This window comes from Curtobacterium sp. RM9 (assembly GCF_054956955.1).
Genome location: NZ_CM143271.1, coordinates 1,185,643 through 1,211,777, shown reverse-complemented (window position 1 = coordinate 1,211,777; position 26,135 = coordinate 1,185,643). Strand labels below are relative to the sequence as shown.

Here is a 26,135-nt window from a genome sequence, read left to right as displayed (position 1 = left end):
TCGACGGTGGACATGACCAGCATCCCGTCCGGCGACGACGTTTGTCAACTTGTGTAACTAAGCGCGCAAGACCTCAGTACCGGAGCGAGCGGCGGACGGCGAGGACGGCGGCGGCGCGGGCCCACTCGGAGAACTCGAACGGCTGGACGACGACGGTGACGTCGGCGTCGTACGGGCGCAGGCCCTGCCGGAATGCCTCGTCGACCTCGGCCCGGGCGATGTCGTACACCGGCAGTCCGTCGCCGGTGAGGACGATCGACTCCGGGTCCACGAGCGTCACGACCGAGGAGAGCAGCGCCCCGAGGGCCGTGCCGGCGGCGCGGAAGGCCTGCACCGCACGAGGGTCGCCCGTCCTGGCACGCTCGACCACCTCGTCGTAGGCGTCATCGGCCGCACCGGCGTTCCGCGCGATGATCGAACTCGGCAGGTAGCTCGAGACGCACCCGTGGTGCCCCACGCCGCAGTCGGGACCGCCGCCGTACACCGGCAGGTGCCCGACCCGGCCGAACCGCCCGTGCGCGCCCTCGGACACCTCGCCGTTCGTGACGAGCCCGAAGCCGACGCCGGTACCGACCGTGACGAGCGCCATCGAGCGGACCCCCGCACCGGCCCCGATCCAGTGCTCCTTGGCGGTCAGTGCGTCCACGTCGTTCGACGTGTGCGTCACGAGCCCGGTCGCAGTCTCGAGCAGCCCGGACAGCGGGACGTCCCGCCATCCCAGGAACTGCGAGACCTCGACCACGGTGATCCCGTCGCGGGTGACGACGTCTCCGGGCACGGACACCCCGAGCGCGCAGATCGCCGGTGATGCCCGACGGAGTTCCCGCACGACTGCTGCCACCTGCGCCACCAGTGCCCCGGGCTCGGTGTTCCGCAGCGCCTCCTCGTGCAGTGCGAGCACGCGCCCGCCCAGGTCCGTCACGGCCGCGTAGACACGGTCCGGCGTGAGCTTGATGCCGAGGAACTCCCACGCACCCGCGCTGGCCCGCAGCAGCTCCGACGGTCGCCCGGTGACGCCGCGGACACCGGTCCCGACGTCCACCACGAACCCGTGCTCCTGGAGCGTCCGGACCGCACGCGTCAGGCTCGCCCGCGACAGCCCGAGCGCCCGGGCGATCTCGGCCCGGGACAGCACACCGTGCACGAGGATCTCGCGCAGGGCCGCACGAGTGGCATCGGTCAGCACCGGCCAAGCGGCTCCCGGCTCCGGCGGCGCGACCTCGAGGTGACCGGTCATCGCTCTCCTTCGTCGTCGGCCGATCCTACTGCCGCCGATGGACCCGACAGGTCCCTGGAACGCAGAAAACCCCTGACCGGTGCCGGTCAGGGGTTTCCTGGTGGTGCAATGTTTGAGTCCGGCGGCGTCCTACTCTCCCACAAGGTCCCCCTTGCAGTACCATCGGCGCTGAGAGGCTTAGCTTCCGGGTTCGGAATGTGACCGGGCGTTTCCCTCTCGCTATGACCACCGGAACACCTTCGACTTGACCCTTGGATCAAGAAAGCTGTTCCCGCATGCATTGCGGTGTTCAGTTCTCGTGTTCCCGATCGTCTGTCGGGAACCACAAAGTGGACGCGAGCCCCACACCACGGATGGTGTGGGTAAAAAGTGTGTTGTCAAGTCTTCGGCTTATTAGTACCGGTCAGCTCCACGGGTCGTTAGTCCCCGCTTCCACATCCGGCCTATCAACCCAGTAGTCTGCTGGGAGCCTCTCACACTCAAGGTGCATGGAAATCTCATCTCGAAGACGGCTTCCCGCTTAGATGCTTTCAGCGGTTATCCGGTCCGAACGTAGCTAATCAGCGGTGCCCTTGGCAGAACAACTGACACACCAGAGGTTCGTCCATCCCGGTCCTCTCGTACTAGGGATAGATCTTCTCAAATTTCCAACGCGCGCAGCGGATAGGGACCGAACTGTCTCACGACGTTCTAAACCCAGCTCGCGTACCGCTTTAATGGGCGAACAGCCCAACCCTTGGGACCTACTCCAGCCCCAGGATGCGACGAGCCGACATCGAGGTGCCAAACCATGCCGTCGATATGGACTCTTGGGCAAGATCAGCCTGTTATCCCCGAGGTACCTTTTATCCGTTGAGCGACAGCGCTTCCACAAGCCACTGCCGGATCACTAGTCCCGACTTTCGTCCCTGCTCGACCTGTCAGTCTCACAGTCAAGCTCCCTTGTGCACTTACACTCGCCACCTGATTGCCAACCAGGTTGAGGGAACCTTTGGGCGCCTCCGTTACTCTTTGGGAGGCAACCGCCCCAGTTAAACTACCCACCAGGCACTGTCCATGAACCCGATCAGGGTCCTACGTTAGACATCCAGAGTGACCAGAGTGGTATTTCAACAATGACTCCACGAACACTAGCGTGCCCGCTTCACAGTCTCCCACCTATCCTACACAAGCCACACCGAACACCAATACCAAGCTGTAGTAAAGGTCACGGGGTCTTTCCGTCCTGCTGCGCGTAACGAGCATCTTTACTCGTAGTGCAATTTCGCCGAGTTCGCGGTTGAGACAGCTGGGAAGTCGTTACGCCATTCGTGCAGGTCGGAACTTACCCGACAAGGAATTTCGCTACCTTAGGATGGTTATAGTTACCACCGCCGTTTACTGGGGCTTAAATTCAGAGCTTCGCCCAAAGGCTAACCCCTCCTCTTAACCTTCCAGCACCGGGCAGGCGTCAGTCCGTATACATCGTCTTGCGACTTCGCACGGACCTGTGTTTTTAGTAAACAGTCGCTTCCCACTGGTCTCTGCGGCCTTCAACGCTCCACAACGAGAAGTCGTGTCACGTGTCCGGCCCCCCTTCTCCCGAAGTTACGGGGGCATTTTGCCGAGTTCCTTAACCACGATTATCTCGATCTCCTTGGTATTCTCTACCTGACCACCTGAGTCGGTTTCGGGTACGGGCGGCTGCAACCTCGCGTCGATGCTTTTCTCGGCAGCATAGGATCACTGATTTCCCCTTACGGGTACGCGTCGGGTCTCAGGCATATAGACGACGGATTTGCCTATCGTCAGCCCTACATCCTTACACCAGGTTCACCTTACGGATACCATCGCCTGGCTCAGCTACCTTCCTGCGTCACACCTGTTCATACGCTAGCCGCACCAGCATGGGGTCGAGCGTTAGACCGGCCACCATCACCCCGAAGGGATCCGGACAGTCCGGGTTAGGACTCTTAGCACCACTGGATTAGCTTGGGCGGTTGTTCGCCGGTACGGGAATATCAACCCGTTGTCCATCGACTACGCCTGTCGGCCTCGCCTTAGGTCCCGACTTACCCAGGGCGGATTAACCTGGCCCTGGAACCCTTGGTCTTTCGGAGGACGGGTTTCTCACCCGTCTTTCGCTACTCATGCCTGCATTCTCACTCGTGTGGCGTCCACGGCTGGATTACTCCGCCGCTTCACTCGCCACACGACGCTCTCCTACCACTCCGCACGACTGAACCACGAAGGCTTGTCTGTGTGCGAAATCTACAACTTCGGCGGTGTGCTTGAGCCCCGTTACATTGTCGGCGCGGAATCACTTGACCAGTGAGCTATTACGCACTCTTTCAAGGGTGGCTGCTTCTAAGCCAACCTCCTGGTTGTCTGTGCAACTCCACATCCTTTCCCACTTAGCACACGCTTAGGGGCCTTAGTTGGTAGTCTGGGTTGTTTCCCTCTCGACGATGAAGCTTATCCCCCACCGTCTCACTGCTGCGCTCTCACTCACCGGCATTCGGAGTTTGGCTGACGTCAGTAACCTGTTGAGGCCCATCGGCCATCCAGTAGCTCTACCTCCGGCGAGAAACACGCAACGCTGCACCTAAATGCATTTCGGAGAGAACCAGCTATCACGAAGTTTGATTGGCCTTTCACCCCTATCCACAGCTCATCCCCTCCATTTTCAACTGAAGTGGGTTCGGTCCTCCACGACGTCTTACCGTCGCTTCAACCTGGCCATGGATAGATCACTTCGCTTCGGGTCTAGGACATGCGACTGAATCGCCCTATTCAGACTCGCTTTCGCTACGGCTGCCCCACACGGGTTAACCTCGCCACATATCACTAACTCGCAGGCTCATTCTTCAAAAGGCACGCCGTCACATCAACAAGGATGCTCCGACGGTTTGTAAGCAAACGGTTTCAGGTACTATTTCACTCCCCTCCCGGGGTACTTTTCACCTTTCCCTCACGGTACTTGTCCGCTATCGGTCATCTGGGAGTATTTAGGCTTATCAGGTGGTCCTGACAGATTCACACGGGATTTCTCGGGCCCCGTGCTACTTGGGATACACATCCGGCCATAACACCATTTCGTCTACGGGGCTGGCACCCACTACGGCCCGGCTTTCAAACCGGTTCGACTATGATGCGCTGTAACCGCCCCAGTCCGGCAGAACTGAGCGACGTGTCCCACAACCCCGACCATGCAACGCCCGCCGGCTATCACACATGATCGGTTTAGCCTCATCCGCTTTCGCTCGCCACTACTCACGGAATCACATGTTGTTTTCTCTTCCTGTGGGTACTGAGATGTTTCACTTCCCCACGTTCCCTCTACCCGCCCTATATATTCAGGCGGGAGTCACCAGGTCACAAAAGCGCCCAGCGGGGTTTCCCCATTCGGAAATCCTCGGCTCACAGCTCGATTATCAGCTCCCCGAGGCTTATCGCAGATTTCTACGTCCTTCTTCGGCTCCAGATGCCAAGGCATCCACCGTTTGCTCTTAGAAACTTGACCACAAAGATTAAAATTGCGATCGACTCGAACAACAACAACCACCCCGAAAGGCGTCATCATCGTCACGAGCGATCTAAGATGCTCGCGTCCACTGTGTAGTTCTCAACATACGATCGGCACCACACTCCACCAACACACAACGCGTCAGCTTCATGCAGCCCACCGAAGAACCCGCCAGGAAGATCAACTCCCCAACACGGCTCAACCCTCCCACCAACCGGCAGGAGAAGCCTGGTCCCTCAGGACCCAACAACGTGCACCAGCCGACCCGCTCACCCCGACCCGTTCCAACCCACCCCCGAAGAAGCAGACGTACTCAGGCCAGAAGCTACGCTCCCGACTGCACTGTCAATGTTCCACCCATGAGCTACCGGCGAGAACGTTCGTCTCGATCCGGCGCCTGGACACCAAACGGTGCCAGATGCTCCTTAGAAAGGAGGTGATCCAGCCGCACCTTCCGGTACGGCTACCTTGTTACGACTTAGTCCTAATCACCGATCCCACCTTCGACGGCTCCTTCCACAAGGGTTAGGCCACCGGCTTCGGGTGTTACCGACTTTCATGACTTGACGGGCGGTGTGTACAAGGCCCGGGAACGTATTCACCGCAGCGTTGCTGATCTGCGATTACTAGCGACTCCGACTTCATGAGGTCGAGTTGCAGACCTCAATCCGAACTGAGACCGGCTTTTTGGGATTCGCTCCACCTTACGGTATCGCAGCCCTTTGTACCGGCCATTGTAGCATGCGTGAAGCCCAAGACATAAGGGGCATGATGATTTGACGTCATCCCCACCTTCCTCCGAGTTGACCCCGGCAGTCTCCTATGAGTCCCCGCCATAACGCGCTGGCAACATAGAACGAGGGTTGCGCTCGTTGCGGGACTTAACCCAACATCTCACGACACGAGCTGACGACAACCATGCACCACCTGTACACCGACCACAAGGGGGCGACCATCTCTGGCCGTTTCCGGTGTATGTCAAGCCTTGGTAAGGTTCTTCGCGTTGCATCGAATTAATCCGCATGCTCCGCCGCTTGTGCGGGCCCCCGTCAATTCCTTTGAGTTTTAGCCTTGCGGCCGTACTCCCCAGGCGGGGCGCTTAATGCGTTAGCTACGACACAGAAACCGTGGAAAGGTCCCTACATCTAGCGCCCAACGTTTACGGCGTGGACTACCAGGGTATCTAATCCTGTTCGCTCCCCACGCTTTCGCTCCTCAGCGTCAGTTACGGCCCAGAGATCTGCCTTCGCCATCGGTGTTCCTCCTGATATCTGCGCATTCCACCGCTACACCAGGAATTCCAATCTCCCCTACCGCACTCTAGTCTGCCCGTACCCACTGCAAGCCCGAGGTTGAGCCTCGGGATTTCACAGCAGACGCGACAAACCGCCTACGAGCTCTTTACGCCCAATAATTCCGGACAACGCTTGCACCCTACGTATTACCGCGGCTGCTGGCACGTAGTTAGCCGGTGCTTTTTCTGCAGGTACCGTCACTTTCGCTTCTTCCCTACTAAAAGAGGTTTACAACCCGAAGGCCGTCATCCCTCACGCGGCGTTGCTGCATCAGGCTTTCGCCCATTGTGCAATATTCCCCACTGCTGCCTCCCGTAGGAGTCTGGGCCGTGTCTCAGTCCCAGTGTGGCCGGTCACCCTCTCAGGCCGGCTACCCGTCGTCGCCTTGGTGAGCCATTACCTCACCAACAAGCTGATAGGCCGCGAGTCCATCCCCAACCAAAAAATCTTTCCACCACCAGACCATGCGGCCAGTAGTCATATCCAGTATTAGACGTCGTTTCCAACGCTTATCCCAGAGTCAGGGGCAGGTTACTCACGTGTTACTCACCCGTTCGCCACTAATCACAGGAGCAAGCTCCTGATCATCGTTCGACTTGCATGTGTTAAGCACGCCGCCAGCGTTCGTCCTGAGCCAGGATCAAACTCTCCGTAAAAAAATTACAACCAACACCGAAGTGTCAGCGAGTTGAAACTGACTGTAAAGACTGTCTACTGACAATCAATTCAATCCAAAAGGAATTGTCTCCGACGACCACAACCGAAGCTGCGGTCGCACGGGGTCAATAAATTGGCATTGACAATGTGCACGCTGTTGAGTTCTCAAGGACCAGACGCACCCCCCACTCGACCCGACGAATCGGATTCCGCCAGAGGGGCTGGAGTTCCTGCTACCCGGGCGAGACTCGGACGACCAATCAGCCGTTCCGTTCTCCGCCGCCGGGGCAACGAGAGATAACCATACGCGCGCACCCCCACCACCGCCAACCAACCCGACACCCGGGCGTGTCGCGCCCCCGAGCGGCCAGCGCGAGTGAACCCGGGAACGACGGAAGGCACGGTGCGGACACGCACCGTGCCTCCCGGGAGTCACCGGACCAGCTGCCTACTCGGCTGCCGCCAGCTGCCCACAGGCGCCGTCGATCTCCTTGCCGCGGGTGTCACGGAGGGTCGTCGGGATGCCCGCGGCGTTGAGCCGGCGGACGAACTCGTCCTGCACGTGCGGCTCCGACGAGGTCCAGACGGAGCCGGGCGTCGGGTTGAGCGGGATCGGGTTGACGTGCACCCACCCCTTGCCGCGCGCGTTCAGCTTGTCGGCGAGCAGGTCCGCACGCCAGGCGTGGTCGTTCATGTCCTTGATGAGCGCGTACTCGATCGAGACGCGTCGGCCCGTCTTGGCGTAGTACTCGTACGCGGCGTCGATGGCCTCGTCGGCCTTCCATCGCGAGTTCACCGGGATGAGCTCGTCGCGGAGCTCGTCGTCGGGCGCGTGCAGCGAGAGCGCGAAGGTCAGCGGGATGTCCTCGTCCGCGAGCTTCTTGATCGCCGGCACCAGGCCGACGGTCGACACCGTGATGCCGCGGGCGCTCATGCCGAGGCCGTTCGGCTGCGGCGCGATCATCGTGCGGACGGCGTCCATCACGCGCTTGTAGTTGGCGAGCGGCTCCCCCATGCCCATGAACACGATGTTCGTCACCCGCTCGGCGTCGACGCGGTCCTGCCCGCCCTTGCGCGGGTCGCCCCCGAGCTCACCCGCGGCGATGGCCGCGTTGGCCCGGACGATCTGCTCGATGATCTCGGCGGTGGACATGTTGCGGGTGAGTCCCGCCTGCCCGGTCGCGCAGAACGGGCAGTTCATGCCGCACCCGGCCTGCGACGACACGCAGAGCGTGATCCGGCCGGGGTACCGCATGAGCACCGACTCGACCAGGGCACCGTCGTGCAGCTTCCAGAGGAACTTGATGGTGTCGCCGTTGTCGGTCGCCAGGCGCCGGGTCTCGGTGAGCAGCGGCGGCAGCATGCCCGCGACGAGATCCTCGCGCTGGGCGGCCGGCAGGTCGGTCATCGTCGCCGGGTCGGACGAGTAGTGCGTGAAGTAGTGGGTCGAGAGCTGCTTGGCGCGGAAGCCGGGCAGCCCGAGCTCCTTGACCTTCTCGACGCGCTCCTCGACGGTCAGGTCCGCCAGGTGCACGGGCGGCTTGCCCCGCTTCGGGGACGCGAACTGCAGGAGGGGACGGCCCTCGGTGTCCTGCGCCTGCGTCCAGCCCTCGGTGCGCGGACGCACCTGCGGGCGCGCGGAGCGCTGCTCCTCGAACGGGGTGCGGGTGTCGGTGGCCATCACTCCAGCTTACGGGAGGCGCGCAACCCGTCGACGACGTCCCGCACGCGGTCGGGCGGTCGGCCCCACCGCCCGGCTCACTTCCCGGCGGGCAGCAGGCGGGCGAAGTGGTGGGCGTTCGGGTACATCGGGACGATGTCGACCGGGTCGCCCGGGTGCGGGGCCTGCAGCACGAGGCCGTCGCCGAGGAAGATCCCGACGTGGTCCTGGTCGTCGAACACCACGAGGTCGCCCGGCTTCGCCTCGGACTCCGGGATGGTCGTCGCGGCGTCGTCCTGCGTCGGTACGTAGTGCACGAGCGGGATCCCGACGGCGGCGTAGGCCACCATCGTCAGGCCGGAGCAGTCGATGCCCTCGTGGCTCGCACCGCCCTCGACGTACGGGTCGCCCATGTACTGCAGGGCGGTGGACACGATCGTGGCCCGCTCGCCGCCCGCGGAGAGGACCGCCGAGATGGCGTCCTCCGCCTGCTGCGTCGAGACGCCGTACTTCGTGACGATGGTCGGGTAGGAGACGATCGTGGTGGTGGTCGTCATACCGTCGGTCGAGACGACGGGCACCTTGACGTCGCGCGCGACCGTGAAGCGTTGCGTCGGCTGCGTGGTGGTCGTACCGCTGTGCGCGTCGGTGGACGGGGTGGCCGCGTTCGCGGGCAGGGCGAGCGTCAGGCTCGAGGTCACGGCGAGGGCCGGGGCGAGCAGGATCGCGGCGCGCTTGGCGTTCGCGGCCCGACGCATGTGCCGGGGATCGGTCGCGCGCTCCGCCCGGAGCGACGCCGTCCGGCTGAGCACCACGGCGCCGGCGACGGCGGTCGAGGCGACGTGCCCCTGGGCGAGCGTCCCGGTCCGGGCGGGACGCGTGTGCTCCACGAAGGTGGACCGGGCGACGGCGGGGACGGATGCGGCGCGGCGGCCACGCGGGCGGCGCAGGTCGGCGGGAGCGGTCACCGAGGCGGGAGCGGTCGGGGACGCGGAGGTGGCGGCGGGCGCCGACTGTCGCTCGTGGCCGTCGTGGGCTGCGGGCAGGGCGTGACGTCCCATGGTTCCTTCCGGTTCGCGACGCCCTCTGACGAGGCGACTCGGGAAGATAACGTATTGGTCACGGACCGGCTCGCGGCTGAGCGCTCCCCGGAGGTTCCTGCGGTTCGTCTCAGGCTCGCGCGGCGAAGTGTTCTCGCACCCGCTGCTGCACGGTCGGGGCGTCCGGGTGGTCCCACAGCGCGAAGTGGGTGCCGCCGGGCAGCGTCACGAGCTCGACGTGCGGGACCTCGGCGAGCGCGCGGGCGCTGTGCGTGGGTTCGACGTCCGTGTCGGCGCTGCCGTGCACGAGCAGCGTCGGGGCCTGCACCCCGGCGAGGCCGAGGTCGTGGACCGCACCCAGGTTGCGGACGTCGGCGTCCCACCCGGCGCGGTGCGGGCCGGAGGTGTTGCCGGTCCGCGCGAGGTCGAGCACGAAGGCCCGCCGCTCGGGGTCGCCGAGGACGCCCTGCACGTGCTCGTGGAGCGCCCGTCCCCGGAGCGAGCTGACGCCGGACACCGCCAGGCGGACGACCGTCGACGGCAGGAGCCGGGCGGCTGCGCGGGCGAGGACGGCACCGAGGGCGGAACCACCGACGAGCCGTTCGGGCAGGGAGACCGTCGGCGGGACCCACCGGTCGGTCAGCCCGGCCGCGACGACGAGCGACCGGAGGCGCTCCGGGTGCCGGACGGCGAACCGGTAGGCGGCCGGTCCCCCGCCCGACCAGGCCAGCACCGCGGCGCGCTCGATGCCGAGGTCGTCGAGGACGGCGGCGAACAGGTCGGCCTCGTCGTCGAGCGTCGCCTCCGGACCGGAGAGCGGGGTCCCCAGGTACCCCGGGCGGGACAGCGTGACGACGCGGAAGTCCGACGACGGCAGGAAGCGCCCCATGATCTGCGCGACGTCGATCCCGCCGGGGGTGCCGTGCACCACCAGCACCGGGGTGCCGGTGCCACGGACGGCGACCTCGGCTGCGGCCACGGTGGCGGCTGGACGGGTCTCGGGCTGCATCATCCGAAACTACCCAGGCGACCGATGGACGGGCTGGGCGGGACCACGCAGGGCGGTGCGCGCCTCCCGGTCGACCTGATGGTCGGCACAGCCGACGCGCGACGTCAGCGCCGGCCGACGTCGGCGAGCCGCTGCCCGCGCAGGGTGTCGCCCGGGTACTCGCCGTAGGCGGCGACGTAGGCGCCGGAGAACCTGCCCATGTGCCGGAAGCCACACGCCTGCGCCACGGCCGCGACGGAGGTCTCGCGCGGGTCCGCGAGCTGCAGCCCGATCCGCGCCTTCTCGAGCCGGAGGTCACGGAGGTGGTTCATCGGCGTCGTCCCCTCGTGGCGTTGGAAGGACTCCTGGAGCGTGCGGACGCTCACCTCGGCTGCCGCGGCGATCGAGGTCGCGGTGAGGGGACGGTCGAAGTGCGCCTCGATGAACGCCTTGGCGCGGGCGACGGTCCCGACCGGGGCCTCGTGGTCGCCGCCGTCCGGGACGGGGCGGAAGGACTCCAGGGCGGCCTCGGCGAGCCGGAGGTCGAGCACCGCGCGGTCGCCGTCGGTGACCGAGACGTCGAGGAGGGGGCGCGCGACCTCGCGCAGGACGGCCTGCAGCAGCGCGAGCCGTTCGGGCCCGACCTCGACGGGGAAGCGGAGCGGTGCGGGTCCGGCCTCGCTGTCGACGACGGACACCGCCTCGAGGAAGGCGGCGTCGAAGTGCACGAGGTGGACCGTGCCGGCCTCGGCGGCGGCGTGGAAGGGGCGCCCGACGGGCAGCATGACGGGGGCGCCGGTGCGGAGGGTGGTCGAGCTCTCGCGATCGTCGTCGATCGACACCGCGCTGCCGGTGGTCCACGCGAGCACGTACTGCCGCTCGAGGAGGAACCACCCCGAGCAGGCGGTGGCGCACGAGGCGGTGCGGAGGCTGACGCTGCCGTCTCCGGTGGACCGGTAGCGGAAGGCGAAGCCATGGTCGTCCGGGGCCGCGCTCGCCGTGCCGAAGCGGAGTTCGCGGGCCCCGACGACCCCGCGGAGGTACTCGGCCGCGTCGCCGGGCTCGGTGCCGGAGACGATGCTCTCGCGGACCGAGGCCCGGCGGGTCACGGCGTCCGGCTCGGGAGCCGCACCGGCCTCCGCCCCGGACGGACCGGGGTCGGGGTCCGGTGCGGCGGTCACGTCCCGACCGATCGTCCACGGCCGGGACGTGCGGGCCGGGACCGGTCGCTCACCAGGTCCGCCAGCGAGGGCTCGGCCTGTGCGGGCATCGCCCACCCACGCCGCGACGCCTTGCGCAGGTGCCGGTAGGTGGTCACGCGGACCGGTTGGACGTCGTCGTTCGATTCGTAGCTGGACATGGCACGCTCCCTGATGCGTTCTCGCCAGGATCGCGAGCCGGGGCGGGCCCGTCTCGGGTCCGCGTCCGCGGTGCGCAGGACGGGCTCGTCGATGCGCGTGACGCTACGCAGCGACCGTGGCCCCGGCACGGCCCGTCCCGGGACCCGCGTCATCCGGACTCTCCGCTCGGGGTCGGCGCAGGCGCCGGCCTGGTGCGCGACCGACGGGCCGACCGACTGGTAGCAAGGGGCCGTGACCGACGACGACACGTGGGACGACCCGACCGGTCCGGACGAGGAGGTCCGCGTCGGACCGTGGTCGCTCCGCCTCCGCGGATCCGAGGTCGCCGACGTCGTCCACCGCGGGTGCCGGTCCTCCGCGCCGGCAGGCCGCTGCACGTCGGACCGGTGACGCTCCGACCGCGGTGCAACGCGGTCGCGACGTCGCCGCGACGGGTGGCGACGACGGCGAGCGTCGACGGCGGGTACGGACCGGAGAGCGTGCCGGACGCCACGGACCCGGGGCAGCACTCGGCCGCCGCCGGAGCGTGGTCCGCCGCGTCGGTCGAGGCGCTCTCGGTGCCGGGGGTGGCCACGATCACGCTCGCCGAGGCGTGGGGGCCGCGCGGCGTGGTCGCGTCCGACGGGACGCGCACGCCGGCGGCCGCCGCCGTCGACGGGTCGGTCAGCGCTTGACGGCGTCGATCTTGAGCATCTTCGCGATCACCGAGTCGAGCTCGCTGTCGTCGAAGACCTGCTTCCAGTCCTCCTTGATGAGCTTCTCGCGGCCGTAGCCCATCGCGATGTGGCACGCATCGGAGAACGGGTTCGAGCCCCGGAGGCCGTTCGTGAGCGCGATCCAGGTGTGGCCGTGCAGCATGGCGCGGGCGGCCTCGCGCGGCACCCCGACGCCGGTGACGGTCTCCTCGAGGGCGTCGTTGAGGAAGTCGCCGATCATGCACGCGATCGTCTCGACGAGGGTGGGCTCGAGCACGGCCAGCTGCTTGACCGTGACCCAGTGCACGCGGATGACCGGGGCGTACATCGTCGTGATGACGGCCTCGGCGATCGTCTTCGCGGCGTCGCCCGCGTCGCCGAGCGACTCGGAGGCGTCGAAGGCGGCGATGACCTCCTGCGGCGCGGCGATGCCGCCGAAGGTGTCGTCCCACTCCTCCTTGGTGGTGCGCTCGAGGAACACCGAGGGGTGGCACGGGTGCGCGACCGCGTAGTGGACGTCCTTTCGCTCCGCCAGCAGGCCGGCGTAGGCGGCGGCCGGGTCGAGCGTGAGGATCGTCGCGCCGGGCTTCATCACCGGGACGAGCTGCTCGGAGACCGTGCCGAGCACGACGTCCGGGACGGCGAGCACGACGACGTCGGCGACCTTCGCGGCCTCGATGCTGTCGGTCAGCGTGCGGCCGAGCTCCTGGATGCGCTCCTGCCCGGCGGGCGAGGCCTCGCTGTAGAGCGTCGTGTACTCGCTCTTGGCGAAGTTGTTCGAGACGCGGGTGCCCATCTTGCCGCCGGCACCGATCACGGCGACGGTGACGTCGGCGGTGCCGGAACCGGCAGCGACGGTGTGGGTGGTGGTGGCGGTGTCGGTGTCGGTCATGATTCCTTGCTCCTGATGTACTCGATGGTGTGTTCGGTCCACGCCGCCTCGGTGCGGGTGGTGGTCTCGGCGGGCGTCTCCTCCGGCAGCGGGTCGGCGTCCGCGTGCTCGTCCTGCCACGGCAGCCAGAACTCGATGACGCGGTTGATCCCACGGGTGTCCGGGTCGATCGCGGTGCGGACGGCGTCGTAGTCGAGCACCCCGGTGCCGGTGCGGACGCCGGTGTACTGGAACCCGACCCAGCCGGGTGATCGGGTGAACCCGGAGTCCTTGACGTGCCAGTTCGCCACGTGCGGGGCGGTGAGCGCGACGACGTCCGCGGGGTGTTCGAGCCGGGCGACGGTGTTCGCCGGGTCGAGGCAGACGCCGAGCGCTGCGCTCCCGACGCGTTCGACGACGGCGACGAGGTCGGCGGTGGCGACGACCTCGTACGTCTCCAGCGCGAGGGTCACACCCGCGCGCTCGTAGGCGGGGAGCGCCTGCCGCAGGCGTCGCTCGGTCTCCGCGGCGTCGGGCTGGTCGTCGCCGCTCGTCCACATGCTGCGCACGAGCGTCGCGCCGAGCTGCTGCGCCACGTGGAGGTACCGGGCGAGGTGCTCCGGACGGGTACCGCGGGTGCCGACCTCGAGGACCAGCCCGAGTTCGTCGGCCAGGGCCCGGATCGCCGTGAGCCGCTCGTCCGTGGCCGTGTCGAGCGGCAGGTGGTCGCAGATCTGGAAGAGGTCGACGCCGTCGTGGGACGCCGCGTCGCGCATCGCGTCGTGGAGCGACATCGGCTCCGGGACGCGGTCCGACATCCGCCAGACGTAGGCGTAGGTCGAGAGGCCGAGCAGGGAGGTCATCGGTCGGCTCCGCTCGGCTGCAGGGCGAGTGCCTCGTCGAGGATCGTCGCGACGGCGGCCGGGTCGTGCGCGAAGCGGCCGAGGAAGAGTCCGCCGATGCGACCCTGGCCCCGGGTGAGGAGCCCCGGACCGGCGCTGCCGCCGTAGATCGCCACGCTGCCCGCGAGGTCCGGACGTGCCGCGAGGTGCTCCTCGATGCCGGCGAGCACCGCGACGATGTGCGCGTCGGGAGCGGGCGCCGGTGCACCGATCGCCCACACCGGCTCGTACGCCGCGACGACCGGACCGGCGAGGTGGTCCGCGGTCGCCGTCGCGAGGAAGCGGTCGAGCTGCGCGGTGACCTCGGCGATCGCGGGCGCGGGGTCGCCGTCGGCCGTGCGCTCGGTCTCGCCGACGCAGATGAGCGGACGCAGCCCGTTGCGGAAGGCGGCGTGCACCTTGCCGGCGAGGTCGTCGTCCGACTCGTGGAACAGGGTCCGCCGCTCCGCGTGGGCGATCTCGACGAGGTCGACGCCGATCTCCGCGAGCTCGCGGCCGGAGACCTCGCCGGTGAAGGCGCCCTCGTCGGCCCACGACAGGTCCTGCGCGCCGAGGAGGACCGGGGCATCGCCGATCACCTCGCGCACCGGGACGAGTGAGGGGAAGGTCGGGACGACGAAGAGCTCGACCGCGCCGGACCGCACCGCGGGGTGGGTGCGGGCGAGCTCGACGACGGCCGCCGTCCACTCGAGGGTCCTGGCGTGCGAGAAGTACATCTTCAGCGACACCCCGACGAGCGTCACGGCGCGTCGGTCCCGACCGGCGCGGAGCCGTCGTACTCACAGATGGCGGCGACCTTCTCGGCGCTGGCCGAGCTCGTGTCGAACGTGTAGCCGAGCCACTCCTTCGCCATCCGCCGCGCGACCTCGACCCCGACGACCCGCTGCCCCATGCAGAGCACCTGCGCGTCGTTCGACAGGACCGAGCGCTCGACGCTGAACGAGTCGTGCGCCGTCACCGCCCGGATGCCCGGCACCTTGTTCGCCGCGATCGCGACCCCGAGCCCGGTACCGCAGATCAGGATCGCCCGGTCCGCCTCGCCGTCGGCGACGAGCTTCGCGGCGTCGACGGCGACGTGCGGGTAGGCGGTGTGCCCGTCCGCATCGACGCCGACGTCCACCACGCTCACCACGCGCGGGTCGGCCTCGAGGTCGCGCTTGATCGTCTCCTTGTACTCGAACCCGGCGTCGTCGGAGCCGACGACGAGGCGGAACTGCTGCTCGGGGGTCGCGGTTTCAGACATGCTGCTCTTCCTTCTGCGTGGTGAGGGTCGCGAGGACCGCGGCCGTGATGAGTGCGAACGACACGGCGCCCGCGTCCGGCGTGCCGACCGCGTCCTCGCCGTGGGTCCGGGCACGGCCCTTCCGCGGCAGCAGGGCCGCCGTCGCGTCAGCGGCCTCGCGTGCGGCGGCGGACGCGGCGGCCCATGCGGTCGGCAGGTCGTCGCCCGCGGTGACACGGGCGGTGAGGACGTCGTCGAACGGCACGAGGGCGTCGACCATGGTCTTGTCGCCGGGCACGGCCCCGAAGGCCAGCACCGCCTCGGTGGCGGCGCGCACCGCGTCCGCGACCGTCGTCGACGACGGACGCGACTCGTCCCCGACGACGCGACCGAGCGCCTCCAGGGCGGCGCCCCAGATCGCACCGGACGTCCCACCGGCCTTGTCCGACCAGGCGTCCCCCGCGATCGCGAGGACGGATCCTGCACCGGCGCCTCGGCCCGCCGCGTCCTGGGCGGCAGCGTCCGCGGCGGTCGACCCGCGCTGCATGCCGATGCCGTGGTCGCCGTCCCCGGCGACCGCGTCGATGCGGCCGAGTTCGTCGACGTGCTCGTCGACGACGCGACGGACCGCGCCGACGGCGGCGGCGACACGGACGGCGGCGGCCTGTGACGCCGTCGATCCGGGGATGACGGGGACGCGCTCGCCGGCCACCAGCTCGTGCTCGGGCAGGCGCTCCTGTGGGACCGAACCGCCCTTCCGGTACGCCGGGCTGTCTGCGGGTGCGGCCCAGAGTTCCTCGAGTTCGTCGTCGAGCCAGAACAGGGTCAGCGAGACACCGGCCATGTCGAAACTCGTGACGAGTTCACCGACCTCGGGCTCCACCACGACCGCGCCGGCCGCCGTGAGGAGCCGCTGGACGGTGCCGAAGACCACGAAGAGCTCCTCGTACTTCACGCTGCCGAGTCCGTTGAGGACCGGCACGACCCGAGCACCGTCGACGGCCACGCCCTCGGGGAGCTCGGTGAGGAGCCGCTCGACGAGCAGCTCCGCGAGCCCCGCGGCGGACGGGACCTCGGCCTCGGCGATGCCGCGCTCACCGTGGATGCCCATGCCGATCGCCATCCGTCCCTCGGGGACGGTGAAGAGCGGCTCGTCGGCGCCCGGCAGCGAGCAGCCCGAGAACGCGACGCCGAAGCTGCGGGTCCGGGCGTTGGCCCGCTCCGCGATCGCGGTGACGGTGTCGAGGTCGTCCCCGCGCTCGGCTGCGGCCCCCGCGACCTTGAAGACGCAGAGGTCACCGGCGATGCCGCGACGCTGGTGCGCCTCGGCAGCGGAGGCGCTCGCCACGTCGTCGGTCACCCGGACCGTGCGGACCGGGATGCCCTGCGCGTCGAGGGCACGGGCGGCGGCGTCGAAGTTCAGGACGTCGCCGGCGTAGTTGCCGTAGGAGAGGAGCACTCCGCCGCCGTGCTCGGCCGCCTGCGCGACCGCGGTGACCTGCTGGGCGGACGGGCTCGCGAAGAGGTTGCCCATCGCGGCACCGGCTGCCAGGCCGTGGCCGACGAGACCGCCGAAGGCCGGGTAGTGGCCGGAGCCGCCGCCGATCACCACGGCGACCGTGCCGTCCGGGCTCGCGGTGGCGCGGGCCACCCCGCCGTGCACCTTCCGGACCCAGCGGCCGTTCGCGGCGACGAAGCCGGCGACCATCTCGTCCGCGAAGTCCGCGGGGTCGTTGTACAGCCGGGTCATGCGCCGGCCTCGGTCGCGATGGCGCGCTCGGTACCGGCGGTGCCGGCGGTGCCGGCGGTGCCGGCGGTGCCGGTGGTGCCGGTGGTGCCGGTGGTGCCGTTCAGGGTTCCGCCGGCCTTCCGGGTGTTCCGGGCGAGCAGGACCATGAGGAGGCTCGACAGGAGCATGAAGAAGCCGACGATGAACATCGGCACCTGGTAGCCGCCGGTCCACTCGCTCACCGCGCCGGTGATGTACGGGGCCGCGAAGCCACCCAGGTTGCCGACCGTGTTGATGAGCGCCACGCCCGCTGCCGCTGCTGCACCCGTGAGGAACTGCGTCGGCACGGTCCAGAAGTTCGGCAGCGCCGCGAAGATCGAGCACGCCGTGACCGCGATGACGGCGACGGTGGCGGCCGGGCTGTTCATGTACAGCGCGACCGGGATGCTCAGGCCGCCGACGAGCGCCGGGACCGCGATGTGCCAGACGCGCACGCCGCGGCGGAAGGCGTCACGCGACCAGAAGTAGAGGACGACCGCGGCGGGCACGTACGGGATCGCCGTGATGAGCCCCTTCTGGAACAGGTCGAACCTGGTGCCGAACTGCTCCTGGAAGCCGTCGATGATCGTCGGCAGGAAGAAGCTCAGCGCGTAGAGGCCGTAGATGAAGCCGAAGTACACGGCCGCGAGCATCCAGACCCGGCCGGAGCCGAAGGCCGCACGCAGGCCGCCCTTGCCGTGGGCGCCGCCCGCGGTCTCCTTCGCCGCGTTCTCCTTGGCGAGCGCGGACTCGAGCCAGGTGCGCTCGTCGTCGTCCAGCCACTTCGCCTGCGACGGCTTGTCCTTCAGCACGAAGAGGCAGAGCACGCCGACGACGATCGCCGGGATCGAGACGCAGAGGAACATGAAGCGCCAGCCGGCCAGTCCACCGAGCAGCCCCTCGTGGGTCATCAGCCAGCCCGCCAGCGGGGAGCCGATCACGCTCGTGAGCGGCTGCGCCAGGTAGAACAGCGCGAGCATCTTGCCGCGGTGTCGGGCGGGCACCCACGTCGAGAGGAACAGGATCGCGCCCGGGAAGAAGCCGGCCTCGGCGACACCGAGCAGGAAGCGCAGGCCGACGAGCTGCGGGTAGTTCTGCACCCACGTGAAGAGCAGCGAGACGATGCCCCAGGTGATCATGATCCGGGCGAGCCAGACGCGGGCGCCGAACTTGTGCAGGGCGAGGTTGGAGGGCACCTCGAGCACGAGGTAGCCGATGAAGAACACCCCCGACGCGAAGCCGAACTGGGCGGCGGTGAGACCGAGGTCGGCCTCCATGCCGTTCGGCGCCGCGAAGGAGATCGCGGTCCGGTCGAGGAAGTTGATGAAGAACATGAGTGCCACGAACGGCACGATGCGGATCGCGATCTTGCGGATGGCCGTCTTCTCGACGACCGAGGTGGGGATGCCTCGCGTGGCGGGGATGTCCACGATGACTCCTGCTCGGTGGGGGTTCGCGCTCGTCGGCCGGGCTGCTGCGCTCGGCACGGAGCGGGCGCTTCGGTGCGCCGGACACCAGTGTGCGTGGACCCGGTCAAGTTGTCAACCGGTTGACCAGACATCGCGATCGCACCGACGGCGAGCAGCCGCCGGAACCGGTTGACCGACCGGTACGCTCGGACCATGCCCGCGTTCAGCCCGGACGATCCGCTCAACATCCGCCTCGAGCTGGAGTCCGTGCCCGTCGGCTCCCCCGCGTCCGAGGTCGCCCGGCAGCTCGTCGCGCTGCTCACCGCCGGCGACCTCGCGCCCGGGTCGCGGTTGCCCGCCGAACGCCTGCTCGCCGAGCGACTCGGCGTCGGCCGGTCCGCGGTCCGCGAGGCCCTCGCGGCGCTCGAGATCCTCGGCATCGTGCAGGTGCGCCCTGGCTCCGGCACCTACCTGCGCGGTGGGACGTCCGACCTCCTGCCGACGACGCTGTCGTGGGGGCTCATGCTCGCGTCGAACCGGACACGGGAGCTGCTCGAGGTCCGCTCGTCGCTCGAGCGGACCGCCGCGATCCTCGCCGCGCAACGCGCCACCCCCGAGCAGCTCGCAGAGCTCCAGACCTACCTCGATCGCCAGGAGGCCGCGCTCGACGACCCGGACGCCTTCATCGACGCCGACGTTCGCTTCCACGTGCTGCTCGCGCGGGCTGCCGGCAACGAGGTGCTCGCCGACCTGCTGCAGAGCCTCCGGTCGATGCTCAGCGTGTGGGTCGGCCGTCGGGTCCGGACGCGGCAGGCCACCGAGGCCGCGTACGACGAGCACCGTGCGATCCTCGACGCGCTGCGCGATCGCGACGTCCTCGCGGTGCAGCGAGCAATGGACGCGCACATGGCCACGGCGAGCGCCCGCATCGAGAACGCCGAGCCGGTCCCGGTCGACGAGGCCTGACGCCTCAGGCTCACGTTGCCGGACCGGCACGCGGACTTGCGCGAAGCGGGTCGGACGCGGTGCACTGACCGGATGCACGGACACGAGCACGCCGACGCCCCCGCCACCGCCCACACGCCCGACCCCGCGACGTGGTGGGAGCAGCGGTACGCGGACTCCGACGGTGTCTGGTCCGGCCGGGTGAACGCCGTCCTGGCGGCGACCGTCCCGTCGCTGCCCGTGTGGTCCGGCAACGCGCCGCGGGCGCTCGACCTCGGCTGCGGCGAGGGAGCCGACGTGATCTGGCTCGCCGAGCACGGGTGGGAGGTGACCGGGGTCGATCTCTCCCCGACGGCGGTCGAGCGGGCACGGCGGGCTTCGGTGATCGAGGACGTCCCCGAGCGCACGACCTTCGTCGCGGCCGACCTCGCGACCTGGGCACCGGCAGCGGGGACGACGTACGACCTCGTCACGGCGTCGTTCCTGCAGTCGTGGCCGGCGGAGATCCCGCGGGCGGCCATCCTCCGGCGGGCGCGGGACCTCGTCGCCCCGGGCGGGTTCCTGCTCGTGACCGCGCACGGGGCGCCGCCGCACGGGGACCTGCCGGAGGAGATGCACGGGTACCGGTTCCCGACGCCGGCGGGTGACCTCGAGGCGATCGGTCTCGGCGGGGTCGAGGCACGTGGCAGGGCCGACACGGCCGACGCCGCCGACACGGCTGACGCGGCCGACACGGCCGACGCCTGGACGGTCGTCACGGCCGACGCCTGGACGGTCGTCACGGCCGAGCTCCGCCCGCGCACCACGACGACCCCGGACGGCGCCACCCACGAGACGGTCGACAGCGTGGTGCTCGTCCGCCGCGCCTGACCGCGACCACCCCGCCGTGCTCCTCCCGGTAGTGTCGACGACATGGGCGACGGCGCGCGGGACCTCCTCGTCGACGGCACCGTCGTCGCCGAGCTCCACGACGGCACCGACCTGCCACCCGAGCATGCCCCGCGCCCGTACCTGCACCCCGTGCGGACCCTCGGCGGCACCGTCCTCACGGCGGTCGCGCCCGTCGACCACCCCTGGCACGCAGGGGTGAGCGTCGCGATCCCCGACGTCGACGGCCGGAACTGCTGGGGCGGCCCGACGTACGAGCACGGCACCGGCTACCGGTGGCGCGAGGACCACGGCCGGGTGGAGGTCCTCCGCACGACGCTCCCGGTGCGCGCGCCGCACCCCGTCCTCCGCGCGACGCAGCCCGTCCTCGGCGCGACGCACCCCGCCGACGGCCTCGACCAGGAGCTCGCCTGGCGCGGTCCGGACGGCGCGGTCCTCCTGCACGAGCAACGGACCCTCGGCGTCGCCGCGACGGCCGACGGCTGGACGGGCACGTGGACCACTGCGCTCGTCGCGCCGGGACACGCACCGGTCACCCTCGGCAGCCCGGGCAGCCACGGCCGCGCCGGCGCCGGGTACGGCGGCCTGACCTGGCGGTTCCCACCGTGCGAGGACGTCCACGTCCGCACCGCGACGAGCAGCGACGAGGCGGCGGTGCACGGCTCGCGGACGCCGTGGGTGGAGTGGTCGGCACGCTTCGACGGTCGCCCGGCGACGGTCCGCCTCGAGGCCCTCGGCCACGACGACCCGTGGTTCGTCCGCGTGGCCGAGTACCCCGCGCTCGGCTCCGCGCTCGCCTGGGAGGCACCGCAGACGGTCTGGCCGGGCACGCCCCTGGTGCGCTCCTTCCGGGTCACCGTCGCGGACGGTCGGCCCACTAGCCTCGCACCGTGACGAACGAGACGGACACCACCACGGACCGGACCGGCGCCGACGACGGACGGGAGGCGCGGGGCGGCGCCGCACCGCGCCTCCCGTCCGGTACGGCGTGGGAAGCGGAGGTCGCCGCGCTCTGGGCTGAGGACGTGGCGGACGACGCGTTGGTCGCGCGCATGCGCGCGCTCGCCGCGGCCGCGCCGCACCCGGCGCTCGGGGCGTTCGAGCTCGGCGGGGCGTTCGACTCGACCGGCCACGAGGCGGAGGCCGACGAGCAGTACGCCGCCGCGACCGCTGCCGGGCTCGACCGGGTCGATCCCGGACGTGCGGCGCAGCTCGTCGTGCAGCACGCGTCGACGCTGCGGAACCTCGGGCGGGTGGAGGAGGCGATCGCGATGCTGCGAGATGCTCCCGAGCACCCGTCGACGGGGGCGGCGCCGCGGGTGTTCCTCGCGCTCGCGCTGCACAGTGCGGGGCGCGTGGACGAGGCGCTGCGGGTCGCCGTCGAGACGCTGGAGCCGACGCTCCCGCGGTACCACCGGTCGGTGCGGGCGTACGCGGCGGCGCTGACGGAGGGGTAGGGCGCGGCGGCGGCGCGGCGCGGGGCGTCAGGCGCGAGGCGTCAGGCGTCAGGCCGCGGTGCCGTCCCCGCGGCTCACGGGCAGCGCGTCGCTCGTGGTGCGGAGGGACTCCTGCCGGATCTCGAGCTGCGTGACCGCCAGCGCGGCGAGGTCGCGGAGGTTCGCCAGGTCGGCCTCGGTGGCCTCGCGCGCCCGGGTGTCGAGCACGGCGAGGGTGCCGATCGCGGTCCCCTCGTGGGTGAGGAGCGGCACGCTGACGTAGAACCGGATGCCGAGTGGGCCGGTCACGAGCGAGCTCTCCCGCATCTCCGGGTGCGTCGAACCGTCCGGGATCACCACGGGCACCGGTACCGGGGCGAAGCCGTTGCGGAAGCTGATGTTGCGGGCGGCGTCGTCCACCCCCTCAGCGATCCAGGACTGCGACCACTCCCGGTCCTCGTCGAGCACCTCGACGAGGGCGATCGGCGCGTCGAAGAGCCGGGCGGCCATGGCGGTCGTGCGCTGCAGGGCCTCCTCGGGGAGCAGGTCGAGGGTCGCCGGGCGGGCGGGGCTCGGGTGCGCCGGACCGGCAGCGGCGGGGGCGGCAGCGGCAGCGGGCGCCGGTGCCCCGGTGCCGATCGACCCGGTCGGCGCAGCACCCGCTGCCGGTACCGCAGCCGCGGCGGGGTCGACGACGTGGTCGGGCTGCGCCGTCTCCGCGATCACCACGTCCCGCAGCATGGTCACGAGCGTCGCGCCGAGCGGCCGGTCGCGCGGGTCCTGCGCCGTCATCGCCCGCAGCACGTCCTTCCAGTGCTCGGGCAGCGGCTCGGGCACCACCGGGTCGCGGGACAGCCGCGCCACCGCGGACTCCACGAGGGACCCCGGGAACTCACGACGCCGCGTGAAGCACTGCAGCAGCACGAGGCCGAGCGAGTAGACGTCGCTCGCCGGCCCGACGTCGCCGCCGCGCGCCTGCTCGGGGCTGAGGTACGCGGCCGTACCGGTCGTGACGCCGTCCGCGGTGAGCCGTTCGACGCCCGCGGCGAGCGCGATGCCGAAGTCGGTGAGGCGCGCGCGGGCACGGTCGGACCCGTTGCCGTAGTCGACGAGCAGGATGTTCGACGGCTTGATGTCCCGGTGCACGACGTGGTGCGCGTGGATGTAGTGCAGCGCTTCGGCCATGTCGTAGCCGATCTCGGCGATGTGCCGCGAGGCGAGGGGACCGACGGACAGCCGTGCCTCGAGGTCCTGCCCGGTCACGAGGGTCATCACGAGGTAGCGCTGCGGGTTGCCGTCGACGCCGGTGACGACACCGGCGTCCAGCAGGCTGACGAGGTTGTGGTGCTCGAGGGACGCCAGGACGCCGAGCTCGACCTCCTGCCGGGCGATGTCGACGATGCCCGGGTGGAACACCTTCACCGCGACGGGACGGTGCAGCACCTCGTCGGTCCCGCGGTGCACGACGCTCATGCCGCCCTGGCCGATCGGCTGCTCCAGGCGGTACCGCCCGTCGAGGAGTGGTCCCTGCTCCTGCTGTCCCGGCGTCGGGGCCATCACGTCCTCGTTCTCGTTCTCGTCGGGGAGGTCCGGGACATCCTCCCACCCGGCACGGCCCGCCGCGTGACGCGCCTCGTCCACCGGACTGTCCGGCGTCACCCCCGTTCCGGGGACACGGACCGGACGGTGCTCACCCCGAGGTCCTGGAACGTGCTCGTGAAGCCGGCGCCGCCGAGCGACACCAGGCCGATGCGGGGGCTGTCGCCGAGGTCCGCCGTCCAGGTGCCGCCCCGGACGAAGTGCCGGCCGTCCGCGCTCGTGTACGCCGTGTAGCGGCCTTCGCCGCCGACGGTCCGGTGCACGATCCGCAGGGTGGTGCGGTCCCCCACCGGTCCGACGACCATGTTCCCGTACGTCGGCGCCCCCGCCGGCTGCGGCGAGACCTCCTTGCCGAACTCGGTCTGCCGGGTGTCGAAGATCGAGTTCGAGGTGAGTCGCAGCAGGTTGCCGTCGTCGCCGTACACGACGAGTCCGCCCTGCACGTAGTTGACGCCGTCCCCGGTCGCCGGGGTGTCCACGGCGACGGTGGTCTCGGCGACCCAGTCCCCGCGTGGCGCCGGCTCGGCGAGCACGGAGGCGAGCGGCGTCGCCGGCGGGTGCAGGTCGGCGGCCTGGGTCTGCCACCGCAGCACGCCGCCGCCGACCGACCACGTCGAGGCGTCCGGCTCGCGGATCCAGGAGAGCTGCGCGGGGAGCGCGGTGCCGTCGAAGGAGGTCGACGCCGACCGGATGAGCCGTCCGGGCACGTCGACGGGAGCGCTCGTCGCTCGGTACGCCGCCCGCCATCCGGGCTGCGCGACCGGACCGGGCTGCACGGTGTCCGAGGGGCCGGCGCCGCCACGCACCACGGGCCACCCGCCCTGCCAGTCGAGCGGGTCGATGAGGACCGGACGCTTCGTGTACGTCTGCTCCCCCGCGTAGTACGGGTCGTTCCGGTCGATCGCGTGGTACACGATCCAGTCCTGGCCGGCGAGGTCCGTCACGACGAAGTTGTGCCCGGTGCCGACCCAGCGGTTCCCGTTCTGCGCGAGCAGCGGGGTCCCGCCGACGCGCGTGGCCGTGATCGCGACGCCGTCCCGGTCGACGAACGGCCCGAGCGGGCTGCGGGACCGGGCGACGAACACGCCGTACCCGGTGAGGGCGCCGTTGCAGCAGTTCGTGGCGGACCCCATGAAGTACCACCAGCCGTCGTGTCGCATCAGGTACGTGCCCTCGTACCGGTTGTCGATCGCGATCTCCCGCTCCGTGGTCGGCACGGAGCGCAGGCCGTCGGCGGTGAGCCGTCGGACGTTCACGCCGCCGAAGTAGCTGCCGAAGTACAGGTAGGTGACACCTCGGTCGGTGATCACCTCGGGGTCGAACTCCCAGCGCTGTCCGGTGCCGTTCGGTGCCGCCTGCGGTGCGACCACCGGCGCACCCGAGTCCGTCCAGGGCCCGGTCGGGCTGGAGCTCGTCGCCACGCCGACCGCCGAACCGCCGCCGGTCGGTCCCGTCGCGGACGGGGTGTCGGACGCCGCGTAGTAGAGGAACCACGTGCCCTTCCGGTACACGACGTCGGGCGCCCACACGCCGTTCGCGTCGCCGACCCACGACGGCTTCGCGGCGAACGCGTCACCGACGTACCGCCAGTGCGTCAGGTCCGTCGACCGGTACGTCGGGACGGTGTGCTGCACGAGCGACCCGTCGGCGTTCCGTTCGGTCGCGGTGAGCGCGTCCGTCGTGCAGTAGAGGTACCAGTTCCGGTCGCGTCCGACGCCGCGGACGACGTCCGGGTCGGCGCAGCTGGCCGCGGTCTGCCCGTCCGGCAGCGCGAGCGTCATCGGGTTCTGGTGCGTCGGCGCCGCGTGTGCACGGGTCACCGTGGGCGGCGCGGCCGACGCCGCCTGTGGTGCGGCTCCCGCCTGGAGGCACGTGGCCGCGACGGCCGCGACCGTCGCGATGGTGAGGAGCGCGGTGATCGATCGGCGCACGGCTGGCCTGCTCTCGTCTTCGAGGAAGGTGCTGACCGCCGCGAGCGTACCCTCGGCGTCGTCGGACGTCCGAGGCGAGGAGGCATCGTGACTGCGAGGTTCGTGTACTGGATGAACGTCTCGATCGACGGGTTCGTCGAACGAGACCCCGACGACCACACCGGGCTGGACGGCCCGGAGTGGGTCCGGATCGACGAGGCGTTGCACCGCGTGTTCAACGAGCGGGCGGCCGCCATGACGATGTCCGTCGAGGGCCGCGTCGTGCGGGAGATGATGGACCCGTTCTGGCCGGACGCCCGGGACGACGAGTCACTGCCGGAGTACCTCCGGGAGTACGGGCGCATCTGGACCGAGCAGCCGAAGGTCCTGGTCTCCCGGACCCGGACGACGGCGGACCACGACACCCGCGTCATCGGTGGCGACGATGCGATCGAACAGCTCGCCGTCCTGCGCGCCGAGTCCGAGGGCGACATCGCCGTCGGCGGGCCGGGCCTCGCGACGCAGTTGCTCGACGCGGGCCTGATCGACGAGCTCCTGCTCTTCACGCACCCCGCGGTGCTCGGCACCGGACGCCCTCTCTTCGATCCGCCGATGACCGGCACCCGGCCACCGCTGCTGCTCGACCTGCTCGAGCAGCAGCGGTACGACAACGGGGTGGTGCTGCACCGGTACGACGTCCGCCGCGGCTGACGCGACGCGACCCGGCGGGGACGAGAGGCGCGGTGC

General features: G+C 69.7%; 21 protein-coding genes and 3 rRNA genes. 7 read left to right on the top strand and 17 right to left on the bottom strand.

Annotated elements, in window-relative coordinates; genetic code table 11:
- Positions 1-73: 73 nt before the first annotated feature.
- The 9 genes from ACY3FI_RS05745 to ACY3FI_RS05705 all read right to left on the bottom strand — a co-directional run bounded on the left by ACY3FI_RS05745 (position 74) and on the right by ACY3FI_RS05705 (position 11,742).
- The gene (locus ACY3FI_RS05745; protein ID WP_462549820.1) at positions 74-1,237 is read right to left on the bottom strand and encodes an ROK family transcriptional regulator; all 1,164 of its coding nucleotides are present in this window, start codon (positions 1,235-1,237) and stop codon (positions 74-76) included.
- Between the two features lie 116 nt (positions 1,238-1,353).
- Positions 1,354-1,470: ribosomal RNA gene (rrf, locus tag ACY3FI_RS05740) — 5S ribosomal RNA — on the bottom strand.
- A 140-nt stretch (positions 1,471-1,610) separates the two neighbouring features.
- A 23S ribosomal RNA gene (locus ACY3FI_RS05735) occupies positions 1,611-4,739 on the bottom strand.
- 432 nt (positions 4,740-5,171) lie between these two features.
- Positions 5,172-6,693 (bottom strand): 16S ribosomal RNA (locus ACY3FI_RS05730).
- The 16S, 23S and 5S rRNA genes sit together here, the layout of an rRNA operon.
- A gap of 449 nt (positions 6,694-7,142) precedes the next feature.
- Positions 7,143-8,375: a dual-specificity RNA methyltransferase RlmN gene (rlmN, locus tag ACY3FI_RS05725; protein WP_462549819.1), complete on the bottom strand. Its 1,233-nt coding sequence runs from the start codon at positions 8,373-8,375 to the stop codon at positions 7,143-7,145.
- Positions 8,376-8,452: 77 nt separating this feature from the next.
- The gene (locus ACY3FI_RS05720) at positions 8,453-9,415 is read right to left on the bottom strand and encodes a C40 family peptidase (protein WP_462549818.1); all 963 of its coding nucleotides are present in this window, start codon (positions 9,413-9,415) and stop codon (positions 8,453-8,455) included.
- A gap of 109 nt (positions 9,416-9,524) precedes the next feature.
- Complete coding sequence (locus ACY3FI_RS05715; protein ID WP_462549817.1) at positions 9,525-10,406, bottom strand: alpha/beta fold hydrolase; 882 nt, start codon at positions 10,404-10,406, stop codon at positions 9,525-9,527.
- 101 nt (positions 10,407-10,507) lie between these two features.
- Positions 10,508-11,563 carry an AraC family transcriptional regulator gene (locus ACY3FI_RS05710; protein WP_462549816.1) on the bottom strand — a complete coding sequence of 352 codons (1,056 nt, stop codon included), beginning with the start codon at positions 11,561-11,563 and terminating at the stop codon, positions 10,508-10,510.
- Positions 11,560-11,742, bottom strand: a complete 183-nt coding sequence (locus ACY3FI_RS05705; RefSeq protein WP_462549815.1) for a hypothetical protein — start codon at positions 11,740-11,742, stop codon at positions 11,560-11,562. Before ACY3FI_RS05705 ends, ACY3FI_RS05710 begins: the two co-directional genes overlap by 4 nt.
- A gap of 232 nt (positions 11,743-11,974) precedes the next feature.
- Here ACY3FI_RS05705 and ACY3FI_RS05700 point away from each other — a divergent pair, with 232 nt between their 5' ends.
- Complete coding sequence (locus ACY3FI_RS05700; protein ID WP_462549814.1) at positions 11,975-12,133, top strand: hypothetical protein; 159 nt, start codon at positions 11,975-11,977, stop codon at positions 12,131-12,133.
- The gene (locus ACY3FI_RS05695; protein ID WP_462549813.1) at positions 12,130-12,417 is read left to right on the top strand and encodes a D-apionate lactonase family protein; all 288 of its coding nucleotides are present in this window, start codon (positions 12,130-12,132) and stop codon (positions 12,415-12,417) included. The genes ACY3FI_RS05700 and ACY3FI_RS05695 overlap by 4 nt, the downstream gene beginning before the upstream one ends.
- Here the strand turns inward: ACY3FI_RS05695 and ACY3FI_RS05690 are convergent.
- Genes ACY3FI_RS05690 through ACY3FI_RS05665 form a run of 6 tightly spaced genes read right to left on the bottom strand, consistent with a single transcriptional unit; the run spans position 12,407 to position 18,631 of the window.
- A complete protein-coding gene (locus ACY3FI_RS05690) occupies positions 12,407-13,330 on the bottom strand; it encodes a phosphogluconate dehydrogenase C-terminal domain-containing protein (protein ID WP_462549812.1) in 924 nt (307 codons plus the stop codon). The two genes, ACY3FI_RS05695 and ACY3FI_RS05690, sit on opposite strands and share 11 nt — an antisense overlap.
- Positions 13,327-14,172: a sugar phosphate isomerase/epimerase family protein gene (locus ACY3FI_RS05685; RefSeq protein WP_462549811.1), complete on the bottom strand. Its 846-nt coding sequence runs from the start codon at positions 14,170-14,172 to the stop codon at positions 13,327-13,329. The genes ACY3FI_RS05690 and ACY3FI_RS05685 overlap by 4 nt, the downstream gene beginning before the upstream one ends.
- The gene (locus ACY3FI_RS05680; RefSeq protein ID WP_462549810.1) at positions 14,169-14,954 is read right to left on the bottom strand and encodes a triose-phosphate isomerase family protein; all 786 of its coding nucleotides are present in this window, start codon (positions 14,952-14,954) and stop codon (positions 14,169-14,171) included. The genes ACY3FI_RS05685 and ACY3FI_RS05680 overlap by 4 nt, the downstream gene beginning before the upstream one ends.
- Complete coding sequence (locus ACY3FI_RS05675; protein WP_462549809.1) at positions 14,951-15,454, bottom strand: ribose-5-phosphate isomerase; 504 nt, start codon at positions 15,452-15,454, stop codon at positions 14,951-14,953. Before ACY3FI_RS05675 ends, ACY3FI_RS05680 begins: the two co-directional genes overlap by 4 nt.
- Positions 15,447-17,183 carry a dihydroxyacetone kinase family protein gene (locus ACY3FI_RS05670; RefSeq protein ID WP_462549808.1) on the bottom strand — a complete coding sequence of 579 codons (1,737 nt, stop codon included), beginning with the start codon at positions 17,181-17,183 and terminating at the stop codon, positions 15,447-15,449. Before ACY3FI_RS05670 ends, ACY3FI_RS05675 begins: the two co-directional genes overlap by 8 nt.
- Positions 17,180-18,631, bottom strand: a complete 1,452-nt coding sequence (locus ACY3FI_RS05665; RefSeq protein ID WP_462549807.1) for an MFS transporter — start codon at positions 18,629-18,631, stop codon at positions 17,180-17,182. The genes ACY3FI_RS05670 and ACY3FI_RS05665 overlap by 4 nt, the downstream gene beginning before the upstream one ends.
- Before the next feature lie 192 nt (positions 18,632-18,823).
- Here ACY3FI_RS05665 and ACY3FI_RS05660 point away from each other — a divergent pair, with 192 nt between their 5' ends.
- From ACY3FI_RS05660 to ACY3FI_RS05645, 4 genes are all read left to right on the top strand, one after another.
- On the top strand, positions 18,824-19,576 hold the full coding sequence (locus ACY3FI_RS05660) for a FadR/GntR family transcriptional regulator (protein WP_462549806.1): 753 nt from the start codon (positions 18,824-18,826) through the stop codon (positions 19,574-19,576).
- Positions 19,577-19,648: 72 nt separating this feature from the next.
- Positions 19,649-20,425 carry a class I SAM-dependent methyltransferase gene (locus ACY3FI_RS05655; RefSeq protein WP_462549805.1) on the top strand — a complete coding sequence of 259 codons (777 nt, stop codon included), beginning with the start codon at positions 19,649-19,651 and terminating at the stop codon, positions 20,423-20,425.
- A 42-nt stretch (positions 20,426-20,467) separates the two neighbouring features.
- Positions 20,468-21,337, top strand: coding sequence for a DUF6807 domain-containing protein (locus ACY3FI_RS05650; protein ID WP_462549804.1), 870 nt, complete (start codon positions 20,468-20,470; stop codon positions 21,335-21,337).
- Positions 21,334-21,900 (top strand): tetratricopeptide repeat protein, encoded by a 567-nt coding sequence (locus ACY3FI_RS05645; protein ID WP_462549803.1) that lies wholly within the window; start codon positions 21,334-21,336, stop codon positions 21,898-21,900. The genes ACY3FI_RS05650 and ACY3FI_RS05645 overlap by 4 nt, the downstream gene beginning before the upstream one ends.
- Positions 21,901-21,948: 48 nt before the next feature.
- On the opposite strand, the gene ACY3FI_RS05640 is transcribed toward ACY3FI_RS05645, so the two are convergent.
- Entirely contained in the window at positions 21,949-23,436 is a 1,488-nt protein-coding gene (locus ACY3FI_RS05640) for a protein kinase domain-containing protein (RefSeq protein WP_462549802.1), read from the bottom strand.
- Positions 23,437-23,534: 98 nt separating this feature from the next.
- Positions 23,535-25,409 carry a family 43 glycosylhydrolase gene (locus ACY3FI_RS05635; RefSeq protein ID WP_462549801.1) on the bottom strand — a complete coding sequence of 625 codons (1,875 nt, stop codon included), beginning with the start codon at positions 25,407-25,409 and terminating at the stop codon, positions 23,535-23,537.
- Positions 25,410-25,496: 87 nt separating this feature from the next.
- Here ACY3FI_RS05635 and ACY3FI_RS05630 point away from each other — a divergent pair, with 87 nt between their 5' ends.
- Positions 25,497-26,099, top strand: coding sequence for a dihydrofolate reductase family protein (locus tag ACY3FI_RS05630; RefSeq protein WP_462549800.1), 603 nt, complete (start codon positions 25,497-25,499; stop codon positions 26,097-26,099).
- Positions 26,100-26,135 lie beyond the last annotated feature (36 nt).